Genomic DNA, 19,946 nt, shown 5'->3' with positions numbered 1-19,946 from the left:
GGACCCGCCCCGAAATCATCTCCGGCCCTTCCGGGCGGGCGCGCGGCTTGCTAAAGCAACATTCTTTCAACAGAAGGTTGCCCTATGTCCGCCCCCACCCTCGATTTCGGCCTTGGCGAAACCGCCGACATGATCCGCGAGACGACGTCGCGCTTCGCCGCCGACAAGATCGGACCGCTCGCGAAGAAGATCGACGCGGAAGACTGGTTCCCGGCCGAGCTCTGGCCGCAAATGGGCGAGCTCGGCCTGCACGGGATTACGGTCGAGGAAGAGTGGGGCGGGCTCGGCCTCGGCTATCTCGACCATTGCGTCGCGGTCGAGGAAGTCAGCCGCGCGAGCGCCTCGGTCGGCCTCAGCTATGGCGCGCACTCGAATCTCTGCGTCAACCAGATCCGCCGCTGGGGCAATGACGAGCAGAAGGCCAGATATCTGCCCAAGCTGATCTCCGGCGAGCATGTCGGCAGCCTCGCCATGTCCGAAGCCGCGGCGGGCTCCGACGTCGTCGGCATGAAGCTGAAAGCGGACGCGGTGCAGGGCGGCTATATCCTCAACGGCACCAAATTCTGGATCACCAACGCGTCGCACGCCGATACGCTGGTCGTCTATGGCAAGACCGGCGAGGGATCGGGCGGGATCACGGCCTTCTTCATCGAGAAGGACATGCCGGGATTCTCGATCGGCCAGAAGATCGACAAGGTTGGGATGCGCGGGAGCCCCACGGCCGAGCTTGTCTTCAACGATTGCGAGGTACCCGACGAGAATGTGATGGGCCCGGTCAATGGCGGGATCGGCGTGCTGATGAGCGGCCTCGATTACGAGCGCGCGGTGCTCGCCGCGATCCAGCTCGGCATCATGCAGGCATGCCTGGACGTCGTGCTGCCCTATGTCCGCGAGCGCAAACAGTTCGGCCAGCCGATCGGCAGTTTCCAGCTGATGCAGGCCAAGGTCGCCGACATGTATGTCGCGCTGAATTCCGCGCGGGCCTATGTCTACGCCGTGGCGCGCGCTTGCGACGCCGGGCAGACGACGCGTTTCGATGCAGCCGGCTCGATCCTGCTCGCGAGCGAAAACGCCGTGCAGGTCGCGCTCGAAGCCGTGCAGGCGCTGGGCGGCGCGGGCTATACCAAGGACTGGCCCGTCGAACGCTACATGCGCGACGCGAAGCTGCTCGATATCGGCGCCGGCACCAACGAAATCCGCCGCATGCTGATCGGACGCGAACTGATCGGGGCGGCGGGTTGAGTAAGTCCCTCTCCTTCAGCGAGGGCCTGGCGTGAACGACACCATGCTCTTCGTGCTGCAATGGTATGGCGCGGGGGCCGGGGCCGTCGCCGCGCTGATCGTCTCGCTCAATCTCGGCGCGCAGAAGACGGGGTTCGGCTTCATCATCTTCGTGAGCTCGTCGCTGGCGCTCATCGCCTGGGCGTTCATGGGCCAGCAGGGGCTCGCCATCGGCATCCAGAATATCGTCCTGCTCGTGATCAACTGTATCGGGGTGTACCGTTATCTGATCGCGCATGAAGAACCAAAGGAGGCCGCCAGTTGAGCGCACCGACACTCGATACGAAGATCGACACCAACGGCGAGGCGTTCCGCGCCAACAGCGCGCATAACCGCGAACTCGTCGACGCGCTGCGCGCCGATGTCGCGAAGGCGGCGCTGGGCGGGTCCGAGAAGCGGCGCGAGCGGCATGTCTCGCGCGGCAAGCTGCTTCCGCGCGATCGCGTCGAGCGGCTGCTCGATCCGGGTTCGCCTTTTCTCGAGATCGGCCAGTTGGCCGCCTGCGACATGTATGGCGGCGAGGTGCCCGGCGCCGGGATGATCGCGGGGATCGGCCGGGTTTCGGGTCGCCAGTGCATGATCCTTTGTAACGATGCGACGGTGAAGGGCGGCACTTACTACCCGATGACGGTGAAGAAGCATCTGCGCGCGCAGGAGATTGCCGAGCAGAACCGGCTGCCGTGCATCTATCTCGTCGATAGCGGCGGCGCGAACCTGCCGCACCAGGCCGAGGTGTTTCCCGACCGCGACCATTTCGGGCGCATCTTCTTCAATCAGGCCAACATGTCCGCGCTCGGCATCCCGCAGATCGCCTGCGTCATGGGCAGCTGCACGGCGGGCGGGGCGTATGTCCCGGCGATGTCCGACGAAACGGTGATCGTCCGCGAGCAGGGCACGATCTTCCTCGCGGGCCCGCCACTCGTCAAAGCGGCAACGGGCGAGGAGATCAGCGCGGAGGATCTGGGCGGCGGCGATCTCCATGGCCGCAAATCGGGCGTCGTCGATCATGTCGCCGAGAATGACGAACATGCGCTGACCATCGTTCGCGATATCGTCTCGACCCTGAACGCGCCGCACGATCCGGGCGTGAAGCTGGTCGAACCGCGCGCTCCCAAATTCGATGCGGAGGAACTGTACGGCATCGTCCCCGACGATGTTCGCGCGCCCTATGACGTCCACGAGATCATCGCGCGGATCGTCGACGGTAGCGAGTTTCACGAGTTCAAGGCGCTGTACGGTTCGACGCTGGTCTGCGGCTTTGCGCATATCTGGGGGATGCCCGTCGCGATCCTCGCCAATAACGGCGTGCTGTTCAGCGAGAGCGCGCAAAAGGGCGCGCATTTCATCGAGCTCGCCTGCCAGCGCCGCATCCCGCTGCTGTTCTTGCAGAATATCTCGGGCTTCATGGTCGGCGGGAAATACGAGGCCGAGGGCATCGCCAAGCATGGCGCGAAGCTGGTGACGGCGGTCGCCACCGCGACCGTCCCCAAAATCACGCTGCTGATCGGCGGCAGCTTCGGCGCGGGCAATTACGGCATGGCGGGGCGCGCCTATAGCCCGCGTTTCCTCTTTACCTGGCCGAACAGCCGGATCAGCGTGATGGGCGGCGAACAGGCCGCCAGCGTCCTCGCCACCGTCCACCGCGATGCGGATAAATGGAGCGAGGAAGAGACCGAAGCCTTCAAGGCCCCGATCCGGCAAACCTACGAAGACGAAGGCAACCCCTGGCACGCGACGGCTAGGCTCTGGGACGACGGCATTATCGATCCGGCGCAGACACGCGACGTGCTGGGGCTGGCTTTCTCCGCTACGCTGGAAGCGCCGATTGCCGAGCGGCCCGCGTTCGGCGTGTTCAGGATGTGATGATGGCGATGCGCGCATCCAAAATCCTCCCCGGCACGGGGAGGGGAACCGCCGAAGGCGGTGGAGGGGTCGCCCGTTTCGGTAGGGGCGAGCTCTCCGTCGGTGCTTCGCACTGCCACCTCCCCGTGCCGGGGAAGATTTCGTGAAGCGCGTGCATCAGACCTTGCACGCGCCGCGCAATACGGTGCGCAGGGCGCGTAACCTGCGCAAGGACATGTCGCTGCCCGAGGTGCTGTTGTGGCGCGAGCTGCGCGAGCGACCGGGCGGTTTCAAATTTCGCAGGCAGCATCCCATCGGGCCGTATGTGGGAGATTTCGTTTGTATGGCGGCGCGGCTGGTGATCGAGATTGATGGCGAGGCGCATGGCATGGGCGATCGGCCGGAAAGGGATGAAGTACGCGATGCGGCGTTGGCGGAACAGGGATATCGGACGATGCGGATATCGGCTCGGGATGTTTTGGGCAATTTGGAGGGTGTGATCGAGGGAATCGTTGCGCGATGTGGTGAGGGAGGACCCCTCCACCAGCCCGCGGCTGGTCCCCATCGGCGGGTTGACCATGCCCCGCATGGTCAAGGGTCGTCCGGAGGACGATCCGACCCGTCGATCCGTACCGGGGAGGATTTGTCGTGATCCAATCTCTCCTCATCGCCAATCGCGGCGAAATTGCCTGCCGGATCATCCGTACCGCGCGGGCACTCGGTATCCGCACCGTTGCCGTCTATTCGGATGCCGATGCCAAGGCGCTGCATGTGCGCGAGGCGGATGAAGCCGTTCACATAGGCCCGTCGCCGGCGGCGGAGAGTTATCTGGTCGGCGAGAAGATTATCGCGGCGGCGAAGGAGACGGGCGCCGAGGCGATTCATCCGGGGTACGGATTTCTCTCGGAGAATGCCGATTTTGCGCAGGCCGTTCTGGACGCGAGCCTGCTCTGGGTCGGGCCGAAGCCGGAGAGCATCCGCGCCATGGGCCTCAAGGATGCGGCGAAGACGCTGATGGACGAAGCGGGCGTGCCGACCACGCCCGGCTATCTGGGCGAGAACCAGGACGTCGATTTCCTGGCCGAACAGGCCGAGCAGATCGGCTATCCGGTCCTGATCAAGGCCGTTGCGGGCGGGGGTGGCAAGGGGATGCGCAAGGTCGAGGCCGCCGAGGATTTTTCGGATGCGCTGCAATCCTGTCGCCGCGAGGCCAAGGCCGCGTTCGGCAACGATATCGTGCTCTTGGAAAAATGGATCGAGAGCCCGCGCCATATCGAGGTGCAGGTCTTCGGCGATTCCCAAGGCAATGTCGTCCATCTGTTCGAACGCGATTGCTCGCTCCAGCGCCGCCATCAGAAGGTGATCGAGGAAGCCCCCGCGCCGGGCATGGACGAAGCGACGCGCGAACAAGTCTGCGCCGCCGCCGTGCGCGCCGCCAAGGCGGTCGATTATGAAGGCGCGGGCACGATCGAATTCATCGCCGACGCCTCGAACGGCCTGCGTGCCGACCGCATCTGGTTCATGGAAATGAACACGCGGCTGCAGGTCGAGCATCCGGTGACCGAGGAGATCACCGGGCAGGATCTGGTCGAGTGGCAGCTGCGCGTGGCGAGCGGCGAGGAGCTGCTGAAGAAACAGGACGAGCTGTCGATTGACGGCTGGGCGATGGAAGCGCGGTTGTATGCGGAGGACCCGGCGAGCGGGTTCTTGCCGAGTACGGGCAAGTTGGAAATATTCAGCTACTTTGGCGGGAAACTGGGCTATTTCCACAATGACCGGCAGGATAGCGGGGTGGAGGAAGGCGACTCGATCTCGCCACATTATGACCCCATGATCGCGAAGCTGATCGAACAAGCAGATAGCCGGGAAGAAGCGATCGATCATTTGGCTGAGGCGTGCCGATCCATACGCGTTCACCCAGTCAGGACAAACGCTGGTTTTTTGGCGAACCTGCTCGAACACGAGGCGTTTCGGTCAGGCGACATCACAACCGGTTTCATCGGATCGCTAGAGCAGGACGTTTTCGAAAAACCTGACATCGACCACGACATTCTCGGCGGCGTCGCACTTTGGATGAGCGCCGATTGGGGGTGGCCGGGGCCATCTGGTTACGATGCCGATCTTGAGATTGCCGGGTTTCGATTGAACAGAGACCGCGAGCGCAATGTTGTCCTTTGGGTTGATGGCGAGCAAACTACCGTTAGTTTTCCTGATAATGCTTCGATCGGCGACTTCACTGGCGAGAAGCCCTTCGTCATGGACGGGCGAGGGGCCATCGCCTTTTCGAACGGGTTTTCATACGAAGTTCGTCCCCGACCTGCCAGCGGCTCGGCTGTCGGTGCTGCCGCGGACGGCGCGATCCTGTCCCCCATGCCCGGCAAGATTATCGCCGTTTCGGTCGGCGCCGGAGACAGCGTGACGGCTGGGCAGAAACTGCTCACGCTCGAAGCGATGAAAATGGAGCACAGCCTGGTCGCGCCGTTCGACGGGACGGTGGCCGAGCTGAACGCCGAAGAAGGCGGGCAGGTGTCCGAAGGCGCCGTGCTCGTGCAGATCGAGGCGAGTGAGGAATAGGCTTTCGTCACCCTGAACTTGTTTCAGGGTCCACCAACCAGCTGGGATAATCGTCGCAAACTGAAGAGTGGATGCTGAAACAAGTTCAGCATGACGGTTTGTGGTTGTGCTAAGCTCGGCGCATGGAACGCAAACCCTGCGTCTATATTCTCGCCAAACAGTTTAACGGCGCATTATACATCGGCGTCACTTCGAACTTGTTGAAGCGGCTCCATCAGCATCGCAATGGGCTCTCGAAAGGCCATGCCTCGCGTTATCGAATAGCCCGCCTCGTCCGTTTCGAGATGTTCGACGACATGGAACACGCCATCGCGCGCGAAAAGCAACTCAAGAACTGGCATCGCGAATGGAAGATGAACCTGATCGAGTCCGAAAATCCGAATTGGGTCGATCTGGCCGTCGGTTTGGGATTGGACTCCGCGCCCGACGGTTGACCTTTACGTCAAGCTGGCGGAAGCTGGTCGGCAAGAGGAGAGCCCCATGGCCGATTATCAAACCATCCTGACCGATCTTTCGGACGGCATTTTCACGATCACGCTCGACCGGCCCGAAAAAATGAACGCGTTCACCGAGCGGATGATGCACGAGATGATCGCCGCGTTCGACGAGGCCGATGCGGATGACGATGTCCGCGCGGTGATCGTGACGGGCCAAGGCGATCGCGCCTTTTGCGCCGGGGCCGATCTGTCGTCCGGCGGCGACACGTTCGATTACGATAAGCGGCTCGACCGCGATACGCCGATGCAGGAAGATGGCAGCGTCGACTGGAACCATCGCGGCGCGCGCGACGGGGGCGGGCAGCTCACTCTGCGCATCTTCAACTGCAAGAAGCCGGTGATCGGCGCGATCAACGGCGCGGCGGTCGGCGTTGGTTCGACGATGACCCTGCCGATGGATGTGCGTCTCGCCGCCGATCATGCGCGGTTCGGCTTTGTCTTTGCGCGGCGCGGGATCGTCCCCGAGGCGGCGTCGAGCTGGTTCCTGCCGCGGCTCGTCGGGATCAGTCAGGCGCTGCAATGGTGTTACAAGGGCGATGTGTTCGGGGCCGAAGAGGCCAAGGCCGGCGGGCTGGTACAGGCGATCCACAAGCCGGACGAGCTGATCCCCGCGGCCCGCGCTCTGGCGACCGAGATGACGGCGGAGAGCGCGCCGGTGTCGATCGCGATGACGCGGCAGATGCTGTGGCGGATGCTGGGCGCGGCGCATCCGATCGAGGCACATCGGATGGACAGCCGGGCAATCTGGTATCGCGGACGGCAGGAGGACGCGAAGGAAGGCGTGGTGTCGTTCCTGGAGAAGCGCCCGGCCGATTATCCGAATACGGTCAGTTCGGACATGCCCGACCTGTCGCGCTGGTTTGACGATCCGGAGTTTTGATTTGGTTTAGGTTTGTCAGAATTTCCCTAGCGGGAAATCGCCGCACCGGCCCGCACCCCCTCCCGGCCTCCCAATAAGTGTACCCTGTGTGAGGCCGGGAGGGGGTGCGGGCCGGTGCGGCGCTCGACCGACAGGTCGAGTCTGATAAAGAAATCATCTTCCCCAGGCGATGAAATGGGGGTTGTCGAAGCCGCGGTCCTTCTTGCCATAGGTCAACGGTCCCGCCTCGTTCTGCCCTTCGAGGATATCGACGCGTCCGCCGGCCGCTTCGAGCACGGCCTGGCCGGCGCCCGTGTCCCATTCCATCGTCCGGCCGAGGCGCGGATAGACGTCGGCCGAGCCTTGGGCGAGCAGACAGAATTTGAGGCTGGAGCCGGCGGGCGTGCATTCCTTGACGCCGATCCGTTCGAGCAGCGCGTCGGTTTCGGGCGAGCGATGGCTGCGGCTCGCCACGGCGGTGAGATTCTTGTGGAAGGAGGAACGCGCTTCGATCTCGTGCGGATGTTCGGCATCCGCGCGCGCCTGGCCGGGGGCGACCTCCTGGTAGAAGGCGCCTTCGCCCATCGCGCCATGATAGAGCTTGTCGATCGCCGGTGCGTAGACGACGCCGGAGATCGGCCGGCCATGGTCGATCAGCGCGATATTGACCGTGAACTCGCCGTTGCGCGAAACGAATTCGCGCGTCCCGTCGAGCGGATCGACGAGGAAGAAACGATCGCCCAATTCCGGGATGCGGCCCTCCGACGCCGCTTCTTCGGCGAGGATCGGGATATCGGGCTGGGCCGCCCTGAGCCCCGCCTCGATGATCGCCTCGGCTTCTGTGTCGGCGGCGGTTACCGGCGAACCGTCGCCCTTGTCCTCGGCGTCGAAATCGGTCCGGTAGACCGCGTCGATCGCGGCTCCGGCTTTCAGCGCCAGGTCGATCATCAGCTCGAGATGGGTTTCGCGTTGCAAATCTTACCTTTCGAGTAATTCAATTCCGTTGGCCCTGAGCTTGTCGAAGGGTTGTTCTTTTCTTTCAACGGTTTTGAGGAAAGGGCAGGGCTTCGACAGGCTCAGCCCGAGCGGGTGTTTTGGTCGGATGGCCGCATCATCCGGGATGTCAGTTCACCTGCCGATCCTTGCCCTCCCAATAGGGTGCGCGCAAATCCTTTCGCAAGATCTTGCCGCTCGCGTTGCGCGGCATCTCGGCGATCACATCGACCGATTTGGGCGTCTTGAAGCCCGCGATCCGCTCCCGCACGAAGCTGATGACATGCGCCTCGTCGACCTCCTGGTTCGGCTTGGGTACGACAATCGCCTTTACCGCTTCGCCCCATTTCTCGTCGGGGATGCCGATCACCGCGGCTTCCGAGACATGCGGATGCTCGTACAGCGCATTCTCGACCTCGGCCGGATAGACATTTTCGCCGCCGGTGATGATCATGTCCTTCATCCGGTCGTGGATGTAGATATAGCCGTCCTCGTCGCGATAGGCGGCGTCGCCGGTCCTGAGCCAGCCATCATCGTCGACCGTTTCGGCGGTCTTGTCCGGCTGCTTGAAATAATGGGCCATATTGGCGTTGGAGCGGGTGCAGATTTCCCCGACCTCGCGCACGCCGACCTCCTCGCCATTCTCGTCGACGATCTTCACTTCGATGCCCGGCAGCGGCTTGCCGGCCGAGCGCATCCGCTCATTGCCCTCCGGATCGTGATCCTCGGGCGGCAGCACGACGATCGTTCCCGTCGTCTCGGTCATCCCGTAAAACTGGCAGAAGCCCGCGTTCGGAAAGGCCTTCATGCAATCGCGCAGCAACTGGAGCGGCATGGGCGAAGCGCCGTAGTTGATCTGGACGACGCCGCTCGTGTCCGTCTCGGCGGCCTTGGGATCGGTGATCAGCATCTGCAGCGCCGCCGGCACGAGGAAGAAGCGGGTCAGATGCCTGTTGTGAATAAGGTCGAGGATCTCGCCCGGGTTGAACTCGGCGACGATATTGCAGGACACGCCGCGATTGAGCGGCGCGATGCCATAGCCGGTGCCCGCGATATGCGCGACCGGCATGACCTGCAGCCCGGCTTCGTCCTCGCCCCAGACATCCCAATGCGGGATTTCGGGCCGGTTTCCGTCGCTGTTCTTGAGGAAATTGCCCTGGGTCAGCACCACGCCCTTGGGATTGCCGGTCGTGCCGGACGTGTAGAGCTGAACCAGCGGATCGCTCCCCTTGGGCAGCTCCTCGAGTTCGGGTGCGTCGCCATATTTCTCCATGAAATCTTCGGGGCTGTCGATGCCGCAGCCCGGTTCGCTGGCCAGCACCCACTGGATCGCCGGGATGTCGGCGGCCAGCTCCTGCGCGAGTTCGGCGAATTCGGGCGACGCAACCAGCGCCACTGCGCCCGAATCCTCGAGGATGAAGGCCATCTCCTTCGGCGCGAGCCGCCAGCCGATCGGCACCGTCACCGCCCCGGCGCGCGCCGCGCCGAAGAGGAGCGCGAAATAGCGGTCGCTGTTCTTGCCGATCCAGGCGATCCGGTCGCCCTTGCCGATGCCGGCCGCGCGCAAGGCGCGGGACAGGCGGACGGTCGTGTCGCGGAACTCGGCGAAGGTGGTTTCCCGCCCCTCGAACCGATAGCCGATATGATCGGGCTTCCTGTCCGCCCAGTAATCGGCGAGTTCGTTCAGCGTTTCCGCGTCATGTGGTTCATGCATCCTCGTCCCCAATCCTCCGGCGCATGCGTCCCGCCCCCGGGTCCGCTGCGTCCAAATAAAACTTAGCCACCGTCAATATAGACAGCATGGCGTTGCCCGCTTTTGCGGTTTATGGCGTGCGGCAACTTGTATTTGGAAATTGGAGGAAAGCAATGCGCACGGTGGAGCATTTCATTGGTGGCAATGCAGCCGGCGGCGGATCGCGCCAGCATGACATTTGGGACCCGAACACCGGCGAAGTGCAGGCGAAGGTTTCGCTCGGCACGGCCGACGAGTTGCAGAAGGCGGTCGACGCAGCCAACGCCGCGCAGCCGGCCTGGGCGGCGACCAACCCGCAAAAACGCGCGCGCGTCATGTTCGCGTTCAAGGCGCTGGTCGAGGCGCATATGGACGAGCTGGCCGAGCTGCTGTCGTCCGAGCATGGCAAGGTTGTCGCGGACGCCGCCGGCGACGTGCAGCGCGGATTAGACGTGATCGAGTTTGCCTGCGGCATCCCGCATGCACTGAAGGGCGAATATACGCAGGGCGCCGGCCCCGGTATCGACGTCTATTCGATGCGCCAGCCGCTCGGCATCGTGGCCGGCATCACGCCGTTCAACTTCCCCGCGATGATCCCGATGTGGATGTTCGGCGTGGCCATCGCCTGCGGCAACGCCTTTATCCTCAAGCCGTCCGAGCGCGATCCGAGCGTTCCTGTGCGGCTCGCCGAACTGATGAAGGAAGCAGGCCTGCCCGACGGCATCCTCCAGGTCGTCCATGGCGACAAGCAGATGGTGGACGCGATCCTCGACCATGACGATATCAAGGCGGTGAGCTTTGTCGGCTCGACCGATATCGCCCATTATGTCTATCAGCGCGGAACCGAGAACGGCAAGCGGGTCCAAGCGATGGGCGGCGCGAAGAATCACGGCATCGTCATGCCCGACGCCGATCTCGACCAGGTGGTCAACGATCTGGCGGGCGCGGCGTTTGGCAGCGCCGGCGAGCGCTGCATGGCGCTGCCCGTGGTCGTACCGGTCGGCGACGAGACGGCGGACAGGTTGCGCGAGAAGATGATCCCGGCGATCGACGCCCTGCGCGTCGGCGTCTCCACTGACGGCGAGGCGCATTACGGCCCCGTCGTGACCGCCGAGCACAAGCAGCGGGTCGAAAACTGGATCCAGACCGGCGTCGACGAGGGCGCCGAGCTGGTCGTCGACGGCCGCGGTTTCAGCCTCCAAGGCCATGAAAACGGCTTTTTCATCGGTCCGTCGCTGTTCGATCATGTGAAGCCGGGCATGGAGAGCTACAAGGAAGAGATTTTCGGCCCCGTTCTCCAGATGGTGCGCGCCAAGACCTTCGAGGAAGCGCTCGAACTGCCTTCGAAGCATCAATATGGCAACGGCGTCGCGATCTTCACGCGCAACGGCCATGCCGCCCGCGAATTCGCGCACCGGGTCAATGTCGGGATGGTCGGCATCAACGTTCCGATCCCGGTGCCCGTCGCCTATCACACCTTTGGCGGCTGGAAACGCTCGGGTTTCGGCGACACCAACCAGCACGGCATGGAAGGCGTCAAATTCTGGACCAAGATCAAGACGATCACCCAGCGCTGGCCCGATGGCGGCGGCGACGGCAGCAATGCGTTCGTGATCCCGACGATGGGGTAGGGAGCATGAACAGGCTGAATTTGTCCGGTTTCTGGATCGGCCAATTCGGTTACGATCATAGCTGGATGGGCAGCCCGGTATCGTTCCTCGCTGTCCTGACCGAGGACAATGGCGCTCTGAACGGAACCATCAGCGAGCCGAACGCTATCGGTCTCTCCTCGACAGAATTGAACGCCTTTGTAAATGGCGGGCGGCGGGGGCGATCCGTGAGCTTCGCGAAGACCTATGACGGTGCAAGCGACGCAGCTCATCGCGTGGACTATGACGGCACGCTATCCTCCGATGGTCGGCAGATCGAGGGGCGGTGGTCGCTCGAAGATATTGCTGGCGACTTCCGCATGACACGGGAAATAGTGGACGAAGAGGCAATCGATGCCGAGGTCGGGAGCCAGATGCCGGCGGATGCCTCGAAATAGGGCCCGGCTCTCGATCCAAATAGGAGACTGGTATGATCATCCGTATTTTCCGGGCGTGCATCAAAATCGGATTGGAAGACGAGTTCGAGGAGAAATACCGGACCGTCTCCGTCCCGTTCATGGAATCCTGCCAAGGCATGGAATCGGTGTCCATCGGCAGACCGACGCAGTGGACGCCCGACGATTATGTGATGGTCTCCGAATGGACGTCGCTCCAGGCATTGCAGGATGCGCTCGGCAGTGCCTGGCACGAAGCGCATATACCCGCGGGCATGGAGCATCTGATAGCGAGCTGCGCCGTCGAGCATTTCGAGCGGATGTAGAATAGGCTATGGTCTTTGCCCGAACGGCGGAATCGGCGAGACGCCGCGTTCGCCAGGGGACTCACTGTTCATCGAAAGGCGACATCCATGTCTGATTCCGGCAGGCAGCACACCGGGTCTGATTCCGGCAGGCAGCACACCGGTTCCGCTTCCCCCTTCGAAAAGGCGTTCGGCTTCTCCCGCGCCATCCGCACCGGCAACCGTATCCTCGTCTCCGGCACCGGCCCGATCGAAGCCGATGGCAGCTCGACGCCGGGCGATGCGGCTGCACAGGCGCGGCGCTGTTTCGCGATCATCGAGGCGGCGATCGGCGAGCTGGGTGGCAGCATGGCCGATGTCGTGCGCACGCGCATGTTCGTGACCGATGCGGTGGACGGCGATGCGATCGGCGCGGTCCATGGCGAGTTGTTTGGCGATATCCGGCCCGCCGCGACGATGGTCGTCGTCGCCGAGCTGCTGCGCCCCGAATGGAAGGTGGAGATAGAGGCGGAAGCCGTGATCGCGACCCGTTAGTTCACCACTCGTCATTGCGAGGAGCGCAGCGACGAAGCAATCCAGAGCCGCCAAGGCCGTCGCCAGCCGCTCTGGATTGCTTCGCTGCGCTCGCAATGACGAACAGCCATATGCCTTCGCTGGCGGCTAGCGCGGTTCGCGCATCGCCTGTTCGTGCGGCGCGCCCTGATAGTCGCGCGCATCCTCGACCTCGCAGCTGTCGACATCCTCGCAGACATCGACCGCCAGCCCGTTCCAGTCGAGATAGGTCCAGTCGACATGCCGGCTGCACGCGGACAACGCTAGCAGCATGATGATCGCGCCAAATGTCCTCACGGGTCTTACTCCTGCCGACAGCTGTATCGTTCGTTCCGTACCATTTTAGAGAGTTCGCCCGGGACGGGCAACAGGATACTGGCGCGGGCGGCTTGGCCGGTGCTAAGGGGCGCGCATGACACAATTCGACCTGACCGACGAACAGCGCCAGATCCAGGAGATGGCGCAGAAATTCACCGCCGACGAGATCACCCCGCACGCCGCTGAATGGGACGAGAAGCATATCTTCCCGCGCGATACGATCGGCAAGGCTGCCGAACTCGGCTTCGGCGCGATCTACGTGTCCGAGGAATCGGGCGGGATCGGGCTCGGCCGGCTCGAGGCGGCGCTGATCATGGAGGCGATGGCCTATGGCTGCCCCTCGACCAGCGCCTTCATTTCGATCCACAATATGGCGAGCTGGATGGTCGACACGTTCGGCGCCGACGCGGTGAAAGAGAAATATCTGCCCCGGCTCGTGACCTGCGAGCGCGTCGCCAGCTATTGCCTGACCGAACCGGGTTCGGGGTCCGACGCCGCCGCGCTCAAGACCAAGGCCGTGCGCGACGGCGACGATTATGTCGTGTCGGGCTCGAAAGCCTTTATCTCGGGCGGCGGCGAGAACGGGATCTATGTCTGCATGGTCCGCACCGGCGAAGACGGGCCCAAGGGCATTTCCTGCCTCGTGATCGAGAAGGAGATGGAGGGCGTTTCCTTCGGCGCGTTCGAGAAGAAGCTGGGCTGGCATTCGCAGCCGACCGCGCAGGTCAATTTCGACAATGTGCGCGTTCCTGTGGAAAACCGTGTGGGCGACGAGGGGGAAGGCTTCCGCATCGCGATGATGGGGCTCGATGGCGGGCGGCTCAATATCGGCGCCTGTTCGCTCGGCGGCGCGCAGCGGTGCCTCGACGAGGCGGTGGGCTACACCAAGGAGCGCAAGCAGTTCGGACAGGCGATCGCCGATTTCCAAAACACCCAGTTCATGCTCGCCGATATGGAAACCGATCTCCAGGCGGCGCGCATGCTGCTGTACACAGCGGCGGCCAAGGTGACGGCGGGATCGCCGGACAAGACGCGGTTCGCCGCGATGGCCAAGCGGCTGGCGACCGATAACGGCAGCAAGATCGTCAACGATGCGCTGCAGCTGTTCGGCGGCTATGGCTATCTGCAGGATTATCCGATCGAACGCTTCTGGCGCGATCTGCGCGTCCATTCGATTTTGGAAGGCACGAACCAGATCATGCGCATGATCGTCTCGCGCGACATGCTGCGGCAGTAAATTGTCTTGGAATTGAACACGCCGTTGGTGTCGAGCGTAGTCGAGACACGGGCCGCCCGGGACGATGTCTCGACTTTGGTTCTCGGCTTCGCTCGAACCGCCGCTCGACACTAACGGGTTAATTTAGCAGGTGATATCTATGGAATACGAAACCATCCTCGTCGAACAGCGCGGCGCCGTCACGCTGATCACGCTCAATCGCCCCAAGGCGCTGAACGCGCTCAACAATCAGGTGCTCGACGAGGCGATCGACGCCTTTGCCGCCTTCGACGCGGACGACAGCCAGCGCTGCGCGGTGCTCACCGGCAGCGAAAAGGCGTTCGCGGCGGGCGCGGACATCAAGGAGATGTCGGACCAGAGCTTCGCCGACATGTACGGCGCCAACCATTTCGGCGGCTGGGAGCGGGTGACGCAGACCCGCAAGCCGTGGATCGCCGCGGTGGCCGGCTATGCGCTGGGCGGCGGCTGCGAGGTCGCGATGATGGCCGATTTCATCATCGCGGCGGACAGCGCCAAGTTCGGCCAGCCCGAGATCAAATTGGGAGTGACGCCCGGCATGGGCGGCTCGCAGCGCATGGCGCGCGCGATCGGCAAGGCCAAGACGATGGAAATGTGCCTGACCGGCCGGATGATGGACGCGGAAGAGGCCGAAGGGCTGGGGCTCGTCGCGAAAGTCGTTCCGGCGGACGATCTGGCGGACGAAGCCGTGAAGACCGCCGAGACGATCGCCGGGATGGGTCCGCTCGCGGCGATGGCGACCAAGGAGATGGTCAACGCCGCTTTCGAAACCACGCTCGCCCAGGGCATCGCCTTCGAGCGCCGCCTGTTCCACGGCCTGTTCGGCTCGGAGGACCAGAAGGAAGGCATGGCCGCCTTTGTCGAGAAGCGCGAGGCCAATTGGACGGGTAAGTGAAATATTATCGTCATTCTGGACTTGTTTCAGAATCCACTTTTGGGCTGGGTGGCCGATTGTCCGGTGCGGACAGGCCGTGCTGGAAAACGAGCGAGAAAAGTGCCAGCGAAGTCGCACGAAGACGGGTGGATGCTGAAACAAGTCCAGCATGACGAATCATTGAAGGGGTTAATCCAATGACCACAATCGCCTTTATCGGGCTCGGCCATATGGGGAGCGGGATGGCCGCGAACCTCGCCAAGGCCGGGCATGACGTCGCCGCCTTCGATATTTCGGAGGAGGCGCTGGAGGCCGCCAAGGCCAATGGCTGCCGGGTCGCCGGATCCGGCGCGGACGCGGTGAAGGGCGCCGAGGCCGTCGTCACCATGCTGCCCGCCGGCAAGCACGTCAAAGCCGTCTATGTCGACGATGTGTTCGACAATGCCGACCCCGGCACGCTGCTGCTCGATTGTTCGACGATCGACGTCGCGACCGCGCGCGACGTCGCCGAAATGGCGGCGGGCAAGGGGCTGCTGATGGTCGATGCGCCGGTTTCGGGCGGGATCGCCGCGGCGTCCGGCGGCACACTGACCTTCATGGTCGGTGGCCGTGAAACCGCGTTCGAACGCGCCCGGCCGATTCTCGAGGACATGGGCAAGGCCGTCATCCATGCCGGCGAGGCCGGGGCGGGGCAGGCGGCCAAGATCTGCAACAATATGCTCTTGGGCGCGACGATGATCGCGACCTGCGAAACCTTCAACCTCGCCCAGTCGCTGGGCCTCGATCCGCAGACCTTCTTCGACATTTCGAGCAAGGCCTCGGGCCAGAGCTGGTCGATGACGAGCTATTGCCCGGTCCCCGGCGTCGGGCCCGAAAGCCCGGCCGATCACGATTATGAAGGCGGGTTCGCCGCGCCGCTGATGCTCAAGGACCTCAAGCTCGCCATGGAGGCCGCCGACGAGGCCGGGATGCGCACCCCGATGGGCGCCAAGGCGCGCGCCATGTACGAGCAGTTCGTCAAGCATGGCGGCGAGAAGAAGGATTTTTCCGGCATTATCAAGTTCCTCGAAGCCAGTTCCACGGATTGACATTTACCGCCTCTCTCGAACGAGGGGGAGACCGGACGCCGCCATTCGTCATTGCGGGGGGCCGAAGGCCCGCGGCAATCCAGGGCCATGAGCGATATCGCCAGCCGCTCCGGATTGCTTCGTCCCCCGGATCAAGTCCGGGGTCCCCGCCATGACGGGCTTTGCCGCAAGGATAGGGATAGCATTGACAATGCAGGCATCCTCTTCTTTCTGACGCGCAAAAGGGGAGAGTTATGCAGGACGTTATCGAAGATCTTGAACGCCGGCGCGAAGCCGCCCGTATGGGCGGCGGCCAGAAACGCATCGACGGACAGCACGCCAAGGGCAAGCTGACCGCGCGCGAGCGGCTCGAGATCCTGTTCGACGAAGGCTCGTTCGAGGAGCTCGACATGTTCGTCGAGCATAATTGCGTCGATTTCGACATGCAGGACCAGATCGTGCCCGGCGACGGCGTCGTCACCGGATCGGGCACGATCAACGGCCGGCTCGTTTACGCCTTCAGCCAGGATTTCACCGTGTTCGGCGGTTCGCTCAGCGAGCGGCATGCCGAGAAGATCTGCAAGGTGATGGACACCGCGATGAAGGTCGGCGCGCCGGTGATCGGCCTCAACGACTCCGGCGGCGCGCGCATCCAGGAAGGCGTGGCGTCGCTCGGCGGCTATGCCGAGGTGTTCCAGCGCAACGTGCTCGCCTCGGGCGTCGTGCCGCAGCTCAGCCTCATCATGGGCCCGTGCGCGGGCGGCGCGGTGTACAGCCCGGCAATGACCGACTTCATCTTCATGGTGAAGGATTCGTCCTACATGTTCGTGACCGGACCCGACGTCGTTAAGACGGTCACCAACGAAGTGGTGACGCAGGAGGAATTGGGCGGGGCGGTCACGCACACGACCAGGTCGGGCGTCGCGGACGTGGCGTTCGAGAACGATATCGAGGCGCTGATGGCGGCGCGCGATTTCATCGACTATCTGCCCGCCTCGAATCGCGAAGAGGTGCCCGAACGGCCGACCGCCGACGCCTGGGATCGCGAAGAGCCGAGCCTCGACACGCTGATCCCGGCGAGCGCGGCGACGCCCTATGACATGCACGAACTGATCCGGAAAACGGTCGACGAGGGCGAGTTTTTCGAGCTCCAGCCGGCCCATGCGGCGAACATCATCATCGGCTTCGGCCGGATCGAGGGCCGCACGGTCGGCATCGTCGCCAACCAGCCGACGGTGCTCGCCGGCTGTCTCGATATCGCGGCGTCGAAAAAGGGCGGGCGCTTCGTGCGCTTCTGCGACGCCTTCGATATCCCGATCGTGACCTTTGTCGACGTGCCGGGCTTCCTCCCCGGCGTGGGGCAGGAGCATAACGGCATCATCAAGCATGGCGCGAAGCTTCTGTTTGCATATGCCGAGGCGACGGTGCCGAAGATCACGGTGATCACGCGCAAGGCCTATGGCGGCGCCTATGATGTGATGGCGTCGAAGCATCTGCGCGGCGATCTCAACTATGCCTGGCCGACCGCCGAGATCGCGGTGATGGGCGCCAAGGGCGCGGTCGAGATCATTTTTAGGAAGGACCGCGACGATCCCGAAAAGATCGCCGAAAAAACAAAAGAATATGAAGACCGCTTCGCCAATCCTTTCGTCGCGGCGGCGAAAGGCTTTATCGACGAGGTCATCATGCCGCATTCGACCCGGCGCCGGGTCGCGCTGGGGCTACGGAAGCTGCGGAACAAGACGCTCGAGAACCCCTGGAAGAAGCACGATAACATTCCGTTGTAGGGCGTGATCGAATTGACGTCCCTCGTCATTGCGAGCGTAGCGAAGCAATCCAGACCCGCAAGCGACACCGCCAGCCGCTCTGGATTGCCGCGTCGTCCCGAGACAAACTCGGGCCTCCTCGCAATGACGATACTGGTTGAGGCATGGGTTGAGTGAGCCAGCCGGCGGTTTATATGATGGCGAACAGGCGGAATGGGGCGGTTTACACCGGCGTCACCTCCAATCTGCTGCAGCGCGCGTGGCAGCACAGGAAGGCACCTTTCCCGGCTTTTCCAAACGCTATGGCTGCAAGCTGCTCGTCTGGTTCGAGATGCACGAGACGATGGAAGCCGCCATCGCGCGCGAGAAGCAGATCAAGGCCGGATCACGGAAGAAGAAACTTGCACTGATCGAGGCCGGCAATCCGACATGGCGGGACTTGTATGCGGCTATCGCCTGACACTGCATCGTCATTGCGAGGAGCGGAGCGACGAAGCAATCCAGAGCAGCGAGCGGTATCGTTGGCGGCCCTGGATTGCCGCGTCGCCTTCGGCTCCTCACAATGACGAGTTCACTAAATCCGCTCCCGTCATCCTGAACTTGGTTCAGGATCCACTTTTCAATCTGCGACGGCAATGCGAGAATAGGGGGTGGATGCTGAACCAAGTTCAGCATGACGATGTGAGGAAGAGCGAGGTTCCGCCGATGATCAAACGCCTTCTCCTCGTCGCGCTCGTCATCTTCGCGCTCTTCGCCGGCTATCGCGTCTGGCAGGAATCGCGGGTCGGCGCCGAGGCGGTCGATGTGGCGGTGGCGCCGGAAGGGCCGACCCGGGAAATCGCCTTCGTTTCCAACGCGGTCGGCGGAACGATCAGCCTCGTCGATATCGAGGCGCGCGAAGTCATCGGCGCACTCGATATCGTGCCCGACGGCCGCCGCGTGTCGATCTTCCGCGATTTTACCCAGGGGCTCGCCGGCCAGCGGCTGATCGAGCGGGGTGGCGGTCTCAACTACGCGCAGGACACCGATCTCTCGCCCGACGGGCGTACGCTCTATGTAGCGCGCGGCCATCTCGGCGATGTCGCGGCGTTCGATCTGGCGAGCGGGATCCTGCGCTGGCGGACGCGCGTCGCGGGCGTCCGCGCCGATCATATGGCGATCGCGCCCGATGGATCGCGGCTCTATGTGTCGGGCACGATTTCGGACCGGCTCGACGTGCTCGACGCGCGGACCGGGGAGCGGCTCGCGCGCCTCCGCACCGGTGTATGGCCGCACGACGTCCATGCGACGCCGGACAATCACCGGATCTTGAGCGCCAGCCTCGGCGACATGCAGGAGGAGGACGAAACCGCGCGCGGCGCGGCGGAGGACGCGGACGATCCCTGGCCCTATCAGCTGACCGTCTATGACGCGGCGACCCTCGAGCGGATCGACCGCCACCGCTTCCCGCGCGGCATCCGGCCGTTCCAGCTCTCGCCCGACGAGAGCCTGCTCTATGCCCAGCTCTCGAACGAGCATTCGATCGTGACCTATGATTTCGCGCGGCGCGAGATCGTCGACCGGATCGACCTGCCGGTGGCCGCGGGCGTGAGCGAGGAGGACTGGGATTTCGAGGCGCCGCATCACGGACTGGTGATAACGCCGGACGGCGCGACTTTGTGCGCGGCGGGCCGGGCGTCGGACTATGCGGCGCTGGTCGCGACCGAGGGGCTGGAGCTGCTCGCCACGGTGCCCGTCGGCAATGCGCCGAGCTGGTCGGCGGTGAGCGCGGACGGCGCGATCTGCGTCGTCGCCAACAATCGCAGCGACGATGTGTCGCTGATCGATATCGCGGCGCGCGCGGAAGTCGCCCGGCTCGATATCGGCCGCGCGCCCAAGCATATCACGGTGGGCCGGGTGCCCGAGAGCGTCTTGGGGGCGGTGCGGTAGTTTGGCCTGGCACCGTCATTGCGAGGAGCCGTCAGGCGACGCGGCAATCCAGGGCCGC

General features: G+C 63.6%; 19 protein-coding genes and 1 pseudogene. 17 read left to right on the top strand and 3 right to left on the bottom strand.

What is annotated here, in order from left to right; translation table 11 throughout:
• Nucleotides 1-84: 84 nt before the first annotated feature.
• The 7 genes from HFP57_RS05795 to HFP57_RS05765 all read left to right on the top strand — a co-directional run bounded on the left by HFP57_RS05795 (nt 85) and on the right by HFP57_RS05765 (nt 7,074).
• A complete protein-coding gene (locus tag HFP57_RS05795; RefSeq protein ID WP_176868898.1) occupies nt 85-1,242 on the top strand; it encodes an isovaleryl-CoA dehydrogenase in 1,158 nt (385 codons plus the stop codon).
• 31 nt (nt 1,243-1,273) lie between these two features.
• Entirely contained in the window at nt 1,274-1,546 is a 273-nt protein-coding gene (locus tag HFP57_RS05790) for a hypothetical protein (RefSeq protein WP_176868897.1), read from the top strand.
• Entirely contained in the window at nt 1,543-3,144 is a 1,602-nt protein-coding gene (locus tag HFP57_RS05785) for a carboxyl transferase domain-containing protein (RefSeq protein WP_176868896.1), read from the top strand. The genes HFP57_RS05790 and HFP57_RS05785 overlap by 4 nt, the downstream gene beginning before the upstream one ends.
• Before the next feature lie 142 nt (nt 3,145-3,286).
• Entirely contained in the window at nt 3,287-3,775 is a 489-nt protein-coding gene (locus tag HFP57_RS05780) for an endonuclease domain-containing protein (protein ID WP_343045261.1), read from the top strand.
• Nucleotides 3,772-5,697, top strand: coding sequence for an acetyl/propionyl/methylcrotonyl-CoA carboxylase subunit alpha (locus tag HFP57_RS05775; RefSeq protein WP_176868895.1), 1,926 nt, complete (start codon nt 3,772-3,774; stop codon nt 5,695-5,697). Before HFP57_RS05780 ends, HFP57_RS05775 begins: the two co-directional genes overlap by 4 nt.
• A gap of 122 nt (nt 5,698-5,819) precedes the next feature.
• Nucleotides 5,820-6,131 carry a GIY-YIG nuclease family protein gene (locus tag HFP57_RS05770; protein ID WP_176868894.1) on the top strand — a complete coding sequence of 104 codons (312 nt, stop codon included), beginning with the start codon at nt 5,820-5,822 and terminating at the stop codon, nt 6,129-6,131.
• A gap of 46 nt (nt 6,132-6,177) precedes the next feature.
• Nucleotides 6,178-7,074 carry a crotonase/enoyl-CoA hydratase family protein gene (locus HFP57_RS05765; protein WP_176868893.1) on the top strand — a complete coding sequence of 299 codons (897 nt, stop codon included), beginning with the start codon at nt 6,178-6,180 and terminating at the stop codon, nt 7,072-7,074.
• Between the two features lie 153 nt (nt 7,075-7,227).
• Here HFP57_RS05765 and cysQ read toward each other — a convergent pair whose 3' ends face one another.
• Both cysQ and HFP57_RS05755 read right to left on the bottom strand, forming a co-directional pair.
• Nucleotides 7,228-8,028 (bottom strand): 3'(2'),5'-bisphosphate nucleotidase CysQ, encoded by an 801-nt coding sequence (cysQ, locus tag HFP57_RS05760; protein WP_246263416.1) that lies wholly within the window; start codon nt 8,026-8,028, stop codon nt 7,228-7,230.
• Nucleotides 8,029-8,176: 148 nt separating this feature from the next.
• Nucleotides 8,177-9,760 (bottom strand): fatty acid--CoA ligase, encoded by a 1,584-nt coding sequence (locus tag HFP57_RS05755; protein ID WP_176868892.1) that lies wholly within the window; start codon nt 9,758-9,760, stop codon nt 8,177-8,179.
• A 152-nt stretch (nt 9,761-9,912) separates the two neighbouring features.
• Between HFP57_RS05755 and HFP57_RS05750 the strand changes: the two genes are divergently transcribed.
• The 4 genes from HFP57_RS05750 (at nt 9,913) to HFP57_RS05735 (ending at nt 12,661) form a co-directional block, all read left to right on the top strand.
• The gene (locus HFP57_RS05750) at nt 9,913-11,409 is read left to right on the top strand and encodes a CoA-acylating methylmalonate-semialdehyde dehydrogenase (protein WP_176868891.1); all 1,497 of its coding nucleotides are present in this window, start codon (nt 9,913-9,915) and stop codon (nt 11,407-11,409) included.
• 5 nt (nt 11,410-11,414) lie between these two features.
• Nucleotides 11,415-11,825 carry a hypothetical protein gene (locus tag HFP57_RS05745; protein ID WP_176868890.1) on the top strand — a complete coding sequence of 137 codons (411 nt, stop codon included), beginning with the start codon at nt 11,415-11,417 and terminating at the stop codon, nt 11,823-11,825.
• A gap of 32 nt (nt 11,826-11,857) precedes the next feature.
• A complete protein-coding gene (locus HFP57_RS05740) occupies nt 11,858-12,148 on the top strand; it encodes an antibiotic biosynthesis monooxygenase family protein (protein WP_176868889.1) in 291 nt (96 codons plus the stop codon).
• An 87-nt stretch (nt 12,149-12,235) separates the two neighbouring features.
• Entirely contained in the window at nt 12,236-12,661 is a 426-nt protein-coding gene (locus HFP57_RS05735) for a RidA family protein (protein WP_176868888.1), read from the top strand.
• Between the two features lie 126 nt (nt 12,662-12,787).
• Here the strand turns inward: HFP57_RS05735 and HFP57_RS05730 are convergent, their stop codons facing one another.
• Nucleotides 12,788-12,976, bottom strand: coding sequence for a hypothetical protein (locus tag HFP57_RS05730; RefSeq protein WP_176868887.1), 189 nt, complete (start codon nt 12,974-12,976; stop codon nt 12,788-12,790).
• Nucleotides 12,977-13,091: 115 nt separating this feature from the next.
• On the opposite strand from HFP57_RS05730, the gene HFP57_RS05725 reads away from it, so the two are divergent.
• The 6 genes and pseudogenes from HFP57_RS05725 (at nt 13,092) to HFP57_RS05700 (ending at nt 19,888) form a co-directional block, all read left to right on the top strand.
• Nucleotides 13,092-14,234: an acyl-CoA dehydrogenase family protein gene (locus tag HFP57_RS05725; protein ID WP_176868886.1), complete on the top strand. Its 1,143-nt coding sequence runs from the start codon at nt 13,092-13,094 to the stop codon at nt 14,232-14,234.
• 139 nt (nt 14,235-14,373) lie between these two features.
• The gene (locus HFP57_RS05720; protein WP_176868885.1) at nt 14,374-15,147 is read left to right on the top strand and encodes an enoyl-CoA hydratase; all 774 of its coding nucleotides are present in this window, start codon (nt 14,374-14,376) and stop codon (nt 15,145-15,147) included.
• Nucleotides 15,148-15,323: 176 nt separating this feature from the next.
• Nucleotides 15,324-16,214: a 3-hydroxyisobutyrate dehydrogenase gene (gene mmsB, locus HFP57_RS05715; protein WP_176868884.1), complete on the top strand. Its 891-nt coding sequence runs from the start codon at nt 15,324-15,326 to the stop codon at nt 16,212-16,214.
• A 233-nt stretch (nt 16,215-16,447) separates the two neighbouring features.
• Nucleotides 16,448-17,980 carry an acyl-CoA carboxylase subunit beta gene (locus HFP57_RS05710; RefSeq protein WP_176868883.1) on the top strand — a complete coding sequence of 511 codons (1,533 nt, stop codon included), beginning with the start codon at nt 16,448-16,450 and terminating at the stop codon, nt 17,978-17,980.
• 173 nt (nt 17,981-18,153) lie between these two features.
• Nucleotides 18,154-18,419: pseudogene (locus HFP57_RS05705) on the top strand (GIY-YIG nuclease family protein).
• Nucleotides 18,420-18,613: 194 nt separating this feature from the next.
• Nucleotides 18,614-19,888, top strand: coding sequence for a YncE family protein (locus HFP57_RS05700; RefSeq protein WP_176868882.1), 1,275 nt, complete (start codon nt 18,614-18,616; stop codon nt 19,886-19,888).
• Nucleotides 19,889-19,946 lie beyond the last annotated feature (58 nt).

This window comes from Parasphingopyxis algicola (assembly GCF_013378075.1).
Taxonomy (GTDB): Bacteria; Pseudomonadota; Alphaproteobacteria; order Sphingomonadales; family Sphingomonadaceae; genus Parasphingopyxis; species Parasphingopyxis algicola.
This window is presented reverse-complemented; position numbering and strand designations above follow the sequence as displayed.